Source organism: Agrococcus sp. UYP10 (assembly GCF_040547205.1).
GTDB classification, from domain to species: domain Bacteria; phylum Actinomycetota; class Actinomycetes; order Actinomycetales; family Microbacteriaceae; genus Agrococcus; species Agrococcus jenensis.
The window spans coordinates 1,272,601-1,285,456 of sequence record NZ_JBEPPG010000001.1; the positions used below are offsets into that span (position 1 = coordinate 1,272,601).

At 72.9% G+C, this 12,856-nt stretch carries 16 protein-coding genes; 4 read left to right on the forward strand and 12 right to left on the reverse strand.

Annotated elements, in window-relative coordinates:
- Positions 1–68: 68 nt before the first annotated feature.
- Positions 69–293, reverse strand: coding sequence for a putative acetyltransferase (locus ABIB37_RS06340; RefSeq protein WP_354258172.1), 225 nt, complete (start codon positions 291–293; stop codon positions 69–71).
- A gap of 31 nt (positions 294–324) precedes the next feature.
- Positions 325–1,875, reverse strand: a complete 1,551-nt coding sequence (locus ABIB37_RS06345) for an SDR family NAD(P)-dependent oxidoreductase (RefSeq protein ID WP_502914034.1) — start codon at positions 1,873–1,875, stop codon at positions 325–327.
- Positions 1,876–1,919: 44 nt separating this feature from the next.
- On the opposite strand from ABIB37_RS06345, the gene ABIB37_RS06350 reads away from it, so the two are divergent.
- Positions 1,920–4,421: a DEAD/DEAH box helicase gene (locus ABIB37_RS06350; protein ID WP_354258175.1), complete on the forward strand. Its 2,502-nt coding sequence runs from the start codon at positions 1,920–1,922 to the stop codon at positions 4,419–4,421.
- Between the two features lie 76 nt (positions 4,422–4,497).
- Here ABIB37_RS06350 and ABIB37_RS06355 read toward each other — a convergent pair whose 3' ends face one another.
- Entirely contained in the window at positions 4,498–5,079 is a 582-nt protein-coding gene (locus tag ABIB37_RS06355; protein ID WP_354258178.1) for a dihydrofolate reductase family protein, read from the reverse strand.
- A gap of 113 nt (positions 5,080–5,192) precedes the next feature.
- On the opposite strand from ABIB37_RS06355, the gene ABIB37_RS06360 reads away from it, so the two are divergent.
- A complete protein-coding gene (locus ABIB37_RS06360) occupies positions 5,193–5,633 on the forward strand; it encodes a nitroreductase family deazaflavin-dependent oxidoreductase (RefSeq protein ID WP_354258181.1) in 441 nt (146 codons plus the stop codon).
- Between the two features lie 46 nt (positions 5,634–5,679).
- Here the strand turns inward: ABIB37_RS06360 and ABIB37_RS06365 are convergent, their stop codons facing one another.
- The 9 genes from ABIB37_RS06365 to ABIB37_RS06405 all read right to left on the reverse strand — a co-directional run bounded on the left by ABIB37_RS06365 (position 5,680) and on the right by ABIB37_RS06405 (position 11,428).
- Positions 5,680–6,306: an SDR family NAD(P)-dependent oxidoreductase gene (locus ABIB37_RS06365; protein ID WP_354258184.1), complete on the reverse strand. Its 627-nt coding sequence runs from the start codon at positions 6,304–6,306 to the stop codon at positions 5,680–5,682.
- Positions 6,307–6,349: 43 nt separating this feature from the next.
- The gene (locus tag ABIB37_RS06370) at positions 6,350–6,679 is read right to left on the reverse strand and encodes a hypothetical protein (protein WP_354258187.1); all 330 of its coding nucleotides are present in this window, start codon (positions 6,677–6,679) and stop codon (positions 6,350–6,352) included.
- Positions 6,680–6,715: 36 nt separating this feature from the next.
- Positions 6,716–7,249, reverse strand: a complete 534-nt coding sequence (locus tag ABIB37_RS06375) for a nitroreductase family deazaflavin-dependent oxidoreductase (RefSeq protein WP_354258190.1) — start codon at positions 7,247–7,249, stop codon at positions 6,716–6,718.
- Positions 7,246–7,446: a hypothetical protein gene (locus tag ABIB37_RS06380; RefSeq protein WP_354258193.1), complete on the reverse strand. Its 201-nt coding sequence runs from the start codon at positions 7,444–7,446 to the stop codon at positions 7,246–7,248. Before ABIB37_RS06380 ends, ABIB37_RS06375 begins: the two co-directional genes overlap by 4 nt.
- A 66-nt stretch (positions 7,447–7,512) precedes the next feature.
- Positions 7,513–8,148, reverse strand: a complete 636-nt coding sequence (locus ABIB37_RS06385; RefSeq protein ID WP_354258196.1) for an NAD(P)-dependent oxidoreductase — start codon at positions 8,146–8,148, stop codon at positions 7,513–7,515.
- A 139-nt stretch (positions 8,149–8,287) separates the two neighbouring features.
- Positions 8,288–9,667, reverse strand: a complete 1,380-nt coding sequence (locus ABIB37_RS06390) for a DUF6421 family protein (protein WP_354258199.1) — start codon at positions 9,665–9,667, stop codon at positions 8,288–8,290.
- A gap of 203 nt (positions 9,668–9,870) precedes the next feature.
- Positions 9,871–10,221, reverse strand: a complete 351-nt coding sequence (locus tag ABIB37_RS06395) for a hypothetical protein (RefSeq protein ID WP_354258202.1) — start codon at positions 10,219–10,221, stop codon at positions 9,871–9,873.
- Entirely contained in the window at positions 10,218–10,616 is a 399-nt protein-coding gene (locus ABIB37_RS06400) for a hypothetical protein (protein WP_354258204.1), read from the reverse strand. Before ABIB37_RS06400 ends, ABIB37_RS06395 begins: the two co-directional genes overlap by 4 nt.
- On the reverse strand, positions 10,616–11,428 hold the full coding sequence (locus ABIB37_RS06405; RefSeq protein ID WP_354258207.1) for an exodeoxyribonuclease III: 813 nt from the start codon (positions 11,426–11,428) through the stop codon (positions 10,616–10,618). Before ABIB37_RS06405 ends, ABIB37_RS06400 begins: the two co-directional genes overlap by 1 nt.
- A 111-nt stretch (positions 11,429–11,539) precedes the next feature.
- On the opposite strand from ABIB37_RS06405, the gene ABIB37_RS06410 reads away from it, so the two are divergent.
- Positions 11,540–12,154, forward strand: a complete 615-nt coding sequence (locus tag ABIB37_RS06410) for a DinB family protein (protein WP_354258210.1) — start codon at positions 11,540–11,542, stop codon at positions 12,152–12,154.
- 92 nt (positions 12,155–12,246) lie between these two features.
- On the forward strand, positions 12,247–12,798 hold the full coding sequence (pyrE, locus tag ABIB37_RS06415; RefSeq protein WP_123696398.1) for an orotate phosphoribosyltransferase: 552 nt from the start codon (positions 12,247–12,249) through the stop codon (positions 12,796–12,798).
- The last annotated feature ends 58 nt before the right edge of the window (positions 12,799–12,856 follow it).

Consider the following 12,856-nt stretch of genomic DNA (forward strand, 5'->3'; position numbering starts at 1 on the left):
TCGCGGACTCCTGCGGTTCCACGCTAGCCCCGCCCGCCTGAGATCCCGCGGTGGATCGCGGCGCGCGGCTAGCGCGGTCGCCGCTCCGGCGCCGGCGGCACGGTCTTCGCCGCCACGATGTCGGCGATCGCGATGACGACCTCGCCGCGACGCGTCGCGACCGTGCACGACACCGGGCCGACGGCGATGAGGTCGCCCAGCGCATCCGTCGCCCCGTGGGAGTCGCCGTGCAGCCGGTAGCGCACGACGACGCGCGTGCCGGGCGGCAGCGCCCGCAGCTCGGCAGGCGTCATGGCGCGGTCACGCGGTCACCAGGACGTGCGCTCACCAGGAGCCAGGCGCGTAGTCCTTGAGGAAGACGCCGAAGAGGTCCTCGCCAGCCTCGCCGCGCACGATCGGGTCGTAGACGCGGGCGGCGCCGTCGACGAGGTCGAGCGGGGCGTGGAAGCCCTCCTCGGCGAGCCGCACCTTGGTGAAGTGCGGGCGCTCGTCGGTGATCCAGCCGGTGTCGACGGCGGTCATGAGGATGCCGTCGCTCTCGAACATCTCGCGCGCGCTCGTGCGCGTGAGCATGTTGAGCGCCGCCTTCGCCATGTTCGTGTGCGGGTGGCCGGGGCCCTTGTAGCCGCGGCCGAAGACCCCCTCCATCGCCGACACGTTGACGACGTAGGTGCGGCGGGCGCTCGACGCGGCGAGCGACGGCCGCAGGCGCGAGACGAGCAGGAACGGCGCCGTCATGTTGGCGAGCTGCACCTCGAGCATCTCGAGCGGCTCGACCTGGTCGACGTGCTGCGTCCAGGAGTTGACGTGCTCCTCGTCGGGCACGAGCCCGCCCGCGTCGATCGCGGTGCCGGCCGCGAGCCGCTCGAGCGAGCTCGAGCCCGCCGCCATCGCCTCGGCGGTGAGCTCGTCGGCGGTGCGGGCGGTGCTCGCAAGCACGGGGTGCGCGGCGACGGATGCCGTGAGCGAGAGCGGATGCGCGTCGTTCGTGTGGCCGAAGGTCACGAGCTCGGGCATCGGGCCGCCGTTCGGCCCCGTCGCGGGCAGCGGCTCGAGCTCGGCCTCGACGAGCGGCGCGTAGGCGCCCGCGGAGCGGCGGACGGTCTGGGCGGCGTTGTTGATGAGGATGTCGAGCGGTCCCGCGGCGGCGACCTCCTCGGCGAGCCCTATCACCTGCGCGGGGTCGCGCAGGTCGATGCCGACGACCTTGAGGCGGTGCAGCCACTCCGCGGAGTCGGGCAACGACGAGAAGCGGCGCACCGCATCCCGCGGGAACCGCGTCGTGATCGTCGTGTGGGCGCCGTCGCGCAGCAGCCGCAGCGCGATGTGCATGCCGATCTTGGCGCGCCCGCCGGTGAGCAGCGCGCGCTTGCCGGTGAGGTCGGTGCGGGCGTCGCGCTTCGCGTGGCTCGTCGCCGCGCAGGCGGGGCACAGCTGGTGGTAGAAGGCGTCGACGAGCGTGTACTGCTGCTTGCAGATGTAGCAGCCGCGCGAGCGGATGAGCGTGCCGGCGGTGGGCGCTGCGGCCCGCGTCGCGAGCGGGATGCCGCGCGTCTCGTCGTCGATGCGGTCGGGGGCGCCGGTCGCGGTCGCGGCGACGACGGCACGGTCGGCGGCCTGGATGCGCGCGTGCTTCGCCTTGCGGCTCGCGAGCTTGACCTCCTTGAACATGTTCGCGGTCGCCTGCCGCACCGCGACGTAGTGGGGGTCGTCGCGGTCCATGCTGTGGAGCGTCTCGAGCACGCGGAGGGTCGTCGCGACGTCGGCGGCGTCGAGCGTGGCGGGGGCCGCATCCGCTGCGTCGTCGATTGCCGCGTCGGGCGTCGCCGGCTGGTCCGCGGGCGCGCCAGACGGGTCCGAATGATGGGGGAGCACAGGAGATTCTACCGAGCGGCGCGTGGTGCGGGAGGATCGAGTCGATGAGCCTCCTCGACCACGCGCCAGCGACCTGGGATCCCGACGCCGCGTTCGAGGCGTTCGCCGCCTGGTCGGCCGAGCGCGGACTGCCGCTCTACCCGGCGCAGGAGGAGGCGCTCATCGAGATCGTGAGCGGCGCCAACCTCATCCTCTCGACGCCCACCGGCACCGGGAAGTCGCTCGTCGCGGCCGGCGCGCACTTCGCCTCGCTCGCGCAGGGCAAGCGCACCTTCTACACGGCGCCGATCAAGGCGCTCGTGAGCGAGAAGTTCTTCGCGCTCGTCGAGATCTTCGGCGCCGAGAAGGTCGGCATGGTGACGGGCGACTCCTCGGTGAACGCGGATGCGCCGATCATCTGCTGCACCGCGGAGATCCTCGCGAACCTCGCGCTGCGCAACGGCGACGCCGCCGACGTCGACCAGGTCGTCATGGACGAGTTCCACTTCTACGGCGACCCGCAGCGCGGCTGGGCGTGGCAGGTGCCGCTGCTGACGCTGCCGCACGTGCAGTTCGTGCTGATGTCGGCGACGCTCGGCGACGTCACGCGCATCGCCGACGACCTCAGCCGCCGCACCGGCCGCGAGACGGCCGTCGTCACCGGCGTCGAGCGGCCCGTGCCGCTCTCGTACGAGTACGCCATGACGCCCGTGCACGAGACGATCGAGGAGCTGCTCTCCACCCAGCGCGCGCCGGTCTACATCGTGCACTTCTCGCAGGCGGCGGCGCTCGAGCGCGCGCAGGCGCTCACCTCGGTGAAGATCATCAGCCGCGAGCAGCGCGACCAGATCGCCGACGCGATCGGCGAGTTCCGCTTCACCACGCGCTTCGGGCAGACGCTCTCGCGGCTGGTCCGCTCGGGCATCGGTGTGCACCACGCCGGCATGCTGCCGAAGTACCGGCGGCTCGTCGAGCAGCTCGCCCAGCAGGGGCTCCTGCGCGTCATCTGCGGCACCGACACGCTCGGGGTCGGCATCAACGTGCCGATCCGCACGGTGCTGCTCACGGGGCTGACGAAGTTCGACGGCACCCGGATGCGCCAGCTCTCCGCGCGCGAGTTCCACCAGATCGCGGGTCGCGCGGGCCGCGCCGGTTACGACACCGCCGGCACGGTCGTGGCGCAGGCGCCCGAGCACGAGGCCGACAACGCGAAGATGCTCGCGAAGGCGGGCGACGACCCCAAGAAGCGCCGCAAGCTCGTGCGCAAGAAGGCGCCGGAGGGCTTCGTGTCGTGGGGGCAGCCGTCGTTCGAGAAGCTCATCGCCGCCGAGCCCGAGCCGCTCACCTCGCACATGCAGGTGAGCCACTCGATGCTGCTCAACGTCATCGGCCGCGGCGGCGACGCGTTCGCCGAGATGCGCGAGCTCATCGCCTCCTCGCACGAGCCGTGGCGGTCGCAGCTCGCGCTCGAGCGCCGGGCGCTCGCGATCTACCGCACGCTGCGCACCGCCGGCGTCGTCGAGCAGCACGCCGATCCGCACGGCGGGCCCGACCGCATCCGACTCACCGTCGACCTGCAGCCGAACTTCGCGCTCAACCAGCCGCTCTCGCCGTTCGCGCTCGCGGTCATCGACATGCTCGACCCGGCCGACCCGACGCATCCGCTCGACGTCATCTCGGTCATCGAGTCGACGCTCGACGACCCGCGGCCGATCCTGTCGCAGCAGCAGTTCCTCGCGCGCGGCGAGGCGGTCGCGGCGATGAAGGCCGACGGCATCGAGTACGACCAGCGGATGGAGCTGCTCGAGGCGGTCACGCACCCGAAGCCGCTCGACGAGCTGCTGACCGAGGCGCTCGCGGTCTTCGCGTCGTCGCAGCCGTGGGTCTCGGACTTCGCGCTGTCGCCGAAGTCGGTCGTGCGCGACATGTGGGAGCGGGCGATGACGTTCGCCGACTACGTGCAGCACTACGCGCTCGCCCGCAGCGAGGGGCTCGTGCTGCGGTACCTGTCGGATGCGTACCGCGCGATCCGCCAGACGGTGCCGGACGAGGCGAAGACCGACGAGCTGCTCGACCTCATCGAGTGGCTCGGCGAGGTCGTGCGGCAGGTCGACTCCAGCCTGCTCGACGAGTGGGAGGAGCTCATGCATCCCACCGCGCCCGGCGAGGCGCCGATCGCGCCGCCGCCGCCGCCCTCCGTGGTCGCGAACCCGCGGGCGTTCCGGGTGCTCGTGCGCAACGAGCTGTTCCGGCGCGTGCAGCTCGCGGCGCTCGACAAGCACGAGGAGCTGGGCGAGCTCGACGCGGCCGCCGGCTTCGGCGCCGACGCCTGGGGCGACGCGCTCGACGCGTACTACGAGGAGCACGGGTCGATCGGCACCGGAGCGGATGCGCGCAGCGCCCGGATGCTGCAGATCGACGAGGGGCCGCTCGTCTGGGAGGCGCAGCAGATCCTCGCCGATCCGGCGGGCGACCACGACTGGCGCATCTGGGCGTCGATCGACCTCGCGGCGTCCGCGGAGGCCGGCACCGCCGTCGTGCGCGTCACCCGCGTCGGCCGCCTCTGATCCTCGACGTCGCGGGCGGTAGCGCGAGGCTGTGAGCGCGATGCGCGACCACTGGCGACGTTGAGGATCCTGCGGGTCAGGGGGCGAGGACGCGGTAGCGGATGTGCGTGGCGCGCGGGGTGCTGACGACCTCCGCGATCTCGAGCCGGATGGGGGCGGGCAGCACGTCGAACAGGCGGCGGCCCGCGCCGAGCAGCAGCGGCACGTGGTGGATCTGGATCTCGTCGATCGCACCTGCCTCGAGCGCGGCCGGCACCCACGCGGCGCCGATCATGTGCACGCGCCGGTCGCCCGCTGCCGCCTTCGCCTGGCGGATCGCGTCGACCGGATCGGCGACGTAGTGCACGAGCGGGAGCGCGGCCGCCTCGGCACTCGGCGCACGCCGGCTGACGACGAAGATCGGCACGCCCATCCCGTGGTGGTCGCCGCCCCAGTGCCCGGCCTGCTCGGCGGTGCGCCTGCCCGACAGCACCGCGCCGGCGTCGCGGACGGCGTCCATGAGTTCGCGGTCACGGCCGTCGGCGCTGCTCGGATCGTCAGGGTCGCCGATCCAGTCGTGGAGCGAGAAGCCGGCGCCGCCCGGCAGCTGAGGGCTGTCGTCGGGTCCGGCGATGAAGCCGTCGAGCGACATCGACATGTCGAGCACTGCGATGGCCATGGGTCCTCCCGGGGTGCGCTGCTGCATGGACCGTACGTCGGCGCGCCCGCTCGGGCAACGCTCGGATTCGGTCTCGCGGCCGGGCTACGCTCGCGATGGACGAAGGAGCACGCATGCCATTGACGGGCGAGTACGCACCCAGCACCTCCGAGTGGGCGCGCAAGCAGGCGGAGGCGTTCGAGGCATCCGCCGGCGCCGAGGCCAACACCCTGCGGGGCAAGCCGATCATCCTGCTGACGAGCGTCGGCGCGAGGTCGGGCAAGCTGCGCAAGACCGCGCTCATGCGGGTCGAGCACGAGGGCGAGTACGTCGTCGTCGCCTCGAAGGGCGGCGCCCCGGAGCACCCGGTCTGGTACTACAACCTCAAGCAGCACCCGCTCGTCGAGCTGCAGGACCTCGCGGAGCGCCACGACTACATCGCGCGTGAGCTCGAGCCCGGCGCCGAGCGCGACGCCTGGTGGGAGCGCGCGGTCGCCGCGTGGCCCGACTACGCGAACTACCAGGCGAAGACCGACCGCCTCATCCCGCTCTTCCTGCTCACCCGCACCGACTGACCTCTCGACGGAGCGGCTGGGAGCAGGAGGGGATACTGCCCTCGCGCTACCGGCTGCTCCGTTGAGAGAACTCGGCGGTGAGCTCGGCGGCGAGGGCGGTCACGTCGGTGTGGCCGGCGAAGTCGCGGTCGGGCTGCGCGGCGCGGTCAGCGTCGGAGACGAGCGCCTTCACGCGCTTCACGACCGTGCGGGCCGGGGTCGCGCGCAGCTGGTGGCCGACGGCGGCGAGCCACGCCTCGGCGGCGGCCTTGAGCGCCACGTAGTTGGCGTTGCCGGCGGTCGGGCGCTCGACGCCGGTCGTCGAGATGATCGCGATGACGCCCGCCTCCGAGCGCCCGATCGCGTCGGCGAAGGTGCGGGTGGTGTTGCGCAGCGTGCGCACGACGCGTGCCTCGAGCCACGCCCAGTCCTCGTCGGACTGGCCCGCGAGGCCGCCGCCGCCGCGCCAGCCACCGACCAGGTGCAGCAGGCCGTCGAGCTCGCCGACCTCCTCGCCGAGCTGCCGGACCGCGTCCGGGTCGGTGAGGTCGCACTCGAAGCGCTCGCTCGCGTCGACCATGCCGAGCCGGTCGGCGTTCGAGCCGACCGCGATGACGTGGTGGCCCGACTCGAGCAAGGCGGATGCCGTGGCGTGCCCGAGCGCGCTCGTGGCGCCGGCGATGAGGATGCGCATGGCTCCAGTGTGCCGTGCGTGCCCGCCCTCGCGGTCCGCGCGGTCAGCCGGCGGCGACGACGAGCCCGGCGGCGACCGACACCGCGAAGATGCTCGCGCCGACGAGGCTCGCTCGCAGCGCGCGGCGGCGCTGCACCGCGAGGACCACGACGGCGACTACCGTCGCGATCCAGACGGCGAGCGGCAGCTGCCAGGTGAGCAGCATCGCCCACGTGCGGGCCGTGCCGCCCTCCGGGTTCGCCGCGAACAGCAGCACACCCATGACGATGGTGGCGGCGTAGCCGAGCACCGCGACCGCGACGAGCACGGCGGCGCTGCCGAGCAGGTCGGCGGTGCGGCGACTCGGGTCAATCGGCGGGATGAGCGATGCCATGGCGTCAGCGTAGGCGCGAGTCGCGCCGACCGCGCGTCATCCGCGTCCCCAGCCCCACAGCCTGCCGTCGAAGGGCGACGGGACGGCGTGCGTCGTCAGCCGGAACAGCCGCACCGTCCGGCCGGAGTCGCGCTCGTACTGCCGGTAGCCGGGCCACTGCCGCTCGATGCGCGACCAGGTCGCCTCGCGCTCGGCGTCGGGCACGCGCTCGGCGCGCACGCGGAACCGCCGGCCCCGCACGACGACCTCCGCGTCGGGATGCGCGGCCAGGTTCGCCGTCCACGCCGGATGCGCCGCACGCGCGAAGCTCGTGCCCGCGACGATCGCGCCGCCGCGGCCGTCGGGCGTGTACATGAGCTCAGAGCTGCGCGGCTGCGCGGACCGCGCGCCGGTCGTGCGCAGCACGAGCGAGGGCACGAGGATGCCCGACACCACGAGCCGGCCGCCGGTCGCGCGGCGCAGCAGCCGCTCGGCGACCGGCAGCGCTCGCGGGCCGACGCGGCGGAACCACCGCGTGCGCGACACCGGCGCCGCGATGCGCCGCAGCGCTCGCAGCACCGGGTGCGTCACGGTGCGTCGTGGTGCTTCGCTGCGCCCGCGCGCGCCTCGCGCACGAGGTCGCGCACCTCCACCTCGCCCGGTGTCGCGCCGCCGGCGTCGAGCTGCTCGAGCACCGCGGCGACCGCGTCGTCCTCGCTGCCCTCCAGCGGCACGCGCAGGCCGCGCTTCAGGAGCTCGCCGTAATCAGGGATCCACTCGACGTCCATGCCAGCACTGTCGCAGACCCGCGGCGCTCGCGACAGGGGCGGATGCCGCGTCGCGAGCGCGCCTGCTCAGTACGCGAACGAGATGTGCTCGCGCACGTGCGCGCCGGCCTCGATCTCGTCGACGACCGCGAGCCCGAAGTCGGGACCCGAGATGACCGACTGCCCGTCGGCGTCGTAGAAGGCGTCGTCGCCGCCGGTGCGGTACTCGCCGCGCCGCGTCTGGTCGGGCACGTAGCCGCCGAAGGTGCCGGCCGGGCTCACGTAGGTCCAGTCGACGTCCATCGCGCTGACCCGCTCGAAGGCGGAGAAGAGCTCGAGCGCCTCGGGCTTGTACTCGGGCGCGAACGCTGCGGTCTCGACGATGCGGTCGCCCGCCTCGTCCTTGAGCGAGCCGAAGCCGCCGACGATGATGAACCGCGTGCCGGGCGCGAGCCGGGCGGCGACGTCGGCATAGGCATCCGCCACCTTGCCCTCCATGTCACCGCGCGGCGACAGCGCGCCCACCACGACGTCGGCGCCGTCGATCGCCTGCGCGAGCACGTGGGCGTCGAGCACCGAGCCCTGGATGACGCGAGCGCCGGCGGGCGCGTCCTGCGGCGCGGACCGCGAGACGAGCGTGAGCTCGTGGCCGCGGCTCGCGGCCTCCGCTGCGATGTGGCCGCCGGCGAACCCGGTGGCGCCCAGCACGGTGATCTTGGTCATGGTCAACCCTTCCTCGGAGCCTTCGACGCTCAGCGAGCAGTCCTCGAGGCGAACCTCCGAGCGGCGTGCGGCATTCCGCATCCGCATGCAGCGAGGAGGCTCCCTGCCGGGAACCTCCTCGCTGGTGAGCGGACGAGCGCTAGGCCGTGATGCCCTTCGTCGAGGCGATGACGTCGCGCATCTTCTTCTCGAAGGCCTCGTAGAACATCGACAGCGGGAACTCGTCGTCCATCACCAGGTCGGTCAGCTGTCGCGGGGCGCCCTCGAGCGGCAGCGCGCCGGCCTTCCACGCGGATGCGGGGTGCGGCTCGACGACGGAGGAGACGAGCTCGTAGGCGGCGAGCCAGTGCGCGATCTTCGGGCGGTCGATCGACTTCCAGTACAGCAGCTCGATCGCCTCGCCGAGCTTGTTCACGACGTCGGGCACCTCGTCCCAGTCGAACGCGAGCTGCGTGTCGGTCCAGTGCAGCACGCGGTGCTGGTGCAGCCACGCGAAGAGCAGCTGGCCGCCGAGGCCGTCGTAGTTGCGGGTGCGGGTGCCGGTGATCGCGAAGCGGAAGATGCGGTCGAAGATCACCGCGTACTGCACGAGCTTCGCGTGCTTCGCGAGGTCGCGGTCGGCCTCCGTCGCCGCTCCCTCGCCGGTCACCGGCATCGCCGCGATGCGGCGCTCGATCGCGACCGACTCGCGGAACGCGGTGAGGTCGCAGCGCAGCTCCTCGAGCGAGTAGAGGAAGAACGGCATCCGCTGCTTGATCATGAACGGGTCGAACGGCAGGTCGCCGCGCATGTGGGTGCGGTCGTGGATGAGGTCCCACATCACGAAGGTCTGCTCGGCGAGCGACTGGTCGGCGAGCATCTCGGCGGCGTCGGCGGGCAGCTCGAGCTTCGTCACCTCGCACGCGGCCTCGACGACGCGGCGGAAGCGCGCGGCCTCGCGGTCCTGGAAGATCGCGCCCCACGTGAACGTCGGGATCTCGCGCATGGCGACGGTCTCGGGGAAGAGCACGGCCGAGTTCGTGTCGTAGCCGGACGTGAAGTCGATGAAGCGCAGCGGCACGAAGAGCGCGTTCGAGTAGTCGCCGGCCTCGAGGTCGGCGATGAAGTCGGGCCAGATGACCTCGACGAGCACGGCCTCCACGAGCCGGTCGCTCGAGCCGTTCTGCGTCACCATCGGGAAGACCACGAGGTGCTGCAGGCCGTCGACGCGGTGCTGCTGCGGCTGGAACTCCACGAGCGCGTCGAAGAAGTCGGGCACGCCGAAGCCCTCGGCCGCCCAGCGCTCGAAGTCGACCGCTGCCTGCGCGAGGTACGCGGCGTCGTGGGGGAACTCCGGCGCGATCTCGCGGATGCCCTGCACGACATCGGCGACGTGGCCGCGGGCGGCGTCGTGGTCGGCCGCGTCCTCGATGGCGCCGCTCTTCGACTGCATCGGCTGCAGCGCCGTCGCTGCGGCCTTGATGCGGAGCCACGCGGGGTGCTGGCGGAGGTCGGCGGCGGTGGCCTGGGTCATCGTCATGGGAGCCTCCATGGTTCGGTCGGGGATCGGGGCGGATCGCGCTGTGCGCGATGCGCGCTGGACGATCCGTGCGTGAATCCAGCGTATGGAGTCCGTCGCGCACGTTTGTTGCACCCGGCCCCGGCTTTCCTGCCACTTCCCGGCGTCGCGCGCGGTCCGGCTGTCGGCCGCAACGGACGTGCGCGGGTGCCCGGATGCGCCCCTCAGACGAGCGTCGTCGCGATGAGGAAGCCGGTCCAGCTCGCGACCGCCGCGAGCACCGGCGGCACGATCGCCCAGCGCTGACGGGTCGCGGCCGCTGCAGCGCCGATCCCGTTGCCCACGATCGTCGCGCCGAGCAGCGTGATCCAGAAGGTGAGCCGCGCGGGGCCGACGTCGGTGCCCGACGCGTCCGCAGCCTGCAGGAGCCCGCCGTCGCCGATCGGCGCCAGCAGCAGCAGCCCGAGGAGGTTCGCGAAGATGAGCACCCACGCCGCGAGCCGCAGGCGCTCGGCGGGGGTGCGCACGCGCCGCGGCTCGAGCTCCTCCCAGTCGGCTCCCTCGTCGAAGGTCATGCGCGCGACACGTCCATCGCGACGAAGAACACGATCCAGCAGGCGACCGCGGCGAGCGCGGCCCAGCCGAGCCCCCAGCTGCGGCGCTGCCAAATGGCGAGGCCGTTGAGCACGACCGTGGCGATGCCGAGCGCGAACCAGTAGCCGGCGACGACGCCGCCGGGTGGCTCGGTGCCGGCGTTGTCCTGGGAGACCTGCGACTGCAGCCCGACCGCGGCCGCGCCGAGCGCGCCCAGGATCGCGAGCGCCAGCAGGTTGAGCGATACCCCCGTCAGGGTCGCGATCTCGAGCACGCGCGCGGTGCGCGAAGGCGCGGGCACGCCGACCGGCGCGTCGACCGGCCCGTCGACCGCCGCGTCCTGCGACGGCGCGGGACCGCCCGACGCATCCGGCATCAGAAGATCATCGGGCGGTCGTCGTCGAGCTCGGTCTCGAGGTCGAGGTCGACGACCACCGGCACGTGGTCGGAGGGCGCGTCGCCCTGGCGCTGATCGCGGTCGATCGAGGCGCGCGTGACGAGCTCGGCGAGCTCGGGTGTGCCGAGCACGAAGTCGATGCGCATCCCCTCGTTCTTGTTCCAGCGCCCGGCCTTGTAGTCCCAATAGGTGTAGCCGGGGGCGCGGTCGCGCACCACGTCGACGAGGCCCGACTGCAGCAGCGCGTCGAACGCGGCCCGCTCCGGCTTCGACACGTGCGTCGAGCCGTCGAACGCGCCGATGTCCCAGACGTCGGTGTCGAGCGGCGCGATGTTGAAGTCGCCCATGAGGGCGAGCGGGCGCCCGCCCCACGTGCCCAGGTGATCGGCGAGCACGCGCAGCCACTCGAGCTTGTAGCCGTAGTGCGCGTGCGCCAGGTCGCGGCCGTTCGGCACGTAGAGGCTCCACACCCGCACGCCCTCGACCGTCGCGGCCATCGCGCGCGCCTCGACGACCGGGTCGCCGGTGTTCGCGTAGCCCGGCTGCCCCTGGAAGCCGCGCTCGACCTCCGTCATCGGCAGCCGCGAAGCGATCGCCACGCCGTTCCACTGGCTGAAGCCGTGCGCCTGCACCTCATACCCGGCGGCCTCGAACGCCGCGTAGGGGAACTGCTCCGTCTTGCACTTGATCTCCTGCATGGCCAGCACGTCGACGTCGCTGCGCTCGAGCCAGTCGACGATGCGAGCGGTGCGGGCGCGCACGGAGTTCACGTTCCAGGTGGCGATGCGCATGCATCGAGCCTACGGGCGGGACCCCTCCGCGGGTGCTCCGACGCGCATCCGCGGGGCCTCGCGTGCGCACGGCGCCGGGGCTCGGCGCGTGCGACGGTGCACTATGGATGGATGGGCACCGCTCGCGAACGCTACCTCCAGGCTCTCGACCTGTTCTCGGCCGAGGCGCGAGCCGGCGCCGACCGGCTCGGCCTGCCCTCGGCCTGCACGGACTGGTCGATCGCCGACGTCATCCGCCACGTCACCGGCGTGCAGGCCGAGTACGGCGCCGGTGCGCTGCTCGGCCGCGCGGAGGGGGATGGCGACCTCACCGCCGACCACAGCACCGTCATGGCGCACGGCTCCGACTTCGAGGCCGTCGAGGCGTGGGAGGTGCTCGCCGCGCGGCTGCGCTCGGCCGCGCACGACGCCGACGAGGATGCCTTCCGCGCCCTGCCGCTCGCGACGCTCGACATGGCGCTCCACGCGTGGGACATCCGCTGGGGCTCCGCCCGCGTCGGGCTCGCCGGCAACCTCGACTTCCCCGCCGAGCTGCTCGAGTGGATGGAGGAGTACCGCGAGCGCGCGAACGAGGCGTCGATCCGGAAGCCCACCATCTTCGGCGCGGCGATGGAGCCGCCGGCCGACGCCTCGCCGTCGGAGCGCTTCGCCGCCTGGACCGGCCGCGAGACGCGCACCGGCCGCGAGCCGCGCGGCGACAGCCTGCCCGGCCCCAGCGACGGCTGACCGCCGCTGCCTTCTCAACGTCGCGGGTGGTCGGACGAGCCGCTGAGCGGCACGAGCGACCACAGGCGACGTTGAGAAGTAGCCTTGGGGGCGTGACCGCGCGCGACCAGCTCATCCAGCTCATCCGGGACGAAGCCGTCTTCCACGGCGACTTCGTGCTCACCAGCGGCAAGCGCGCCAGCTACTACATCGACCTGCGCAAGCTCTCGCTCGACCACCGTGCCGCGCCGCTCATCGGCGACGTGCTGCTCGACCTCATCGCCGACATCCCCGACGTCTCGGCCGTCGGCGGGCTGACGATGGGCGCCGACCCGCTCGCGAACGCGGTGCTGCACCGCGGCCTCGCGCGCGGGCTCGAGGTGGACGCGTTCGTCGTGCGCAAGGAGCCGAAGGACCACGGGCGCGGCCGCCAGATCGAGGGCCCGGAGCTCGAGGGCAAGCGCGTCGTCGTGGTCGAGGACACCTCCACGACCGGCGGCAGCCCGCTCAAGGCGATCGAGGCGCTCCGCAAGGTGGGCGCGGAGGTCGTCGCCGTCGCCGTGATCGTCGACCGCGCCACGGGCGCCCAGGCCGTGATCGAGGCCGCGGGCGTCGAGTACCGCGCAGCGATCCGCCTCGATGACCTGGGCCTCGAGGCCCAGTAGACCCGCTCCGCTGGTCGAGCCGGACGGCCGACCCCGCCCTGCTGGTCGAGCCGGACAG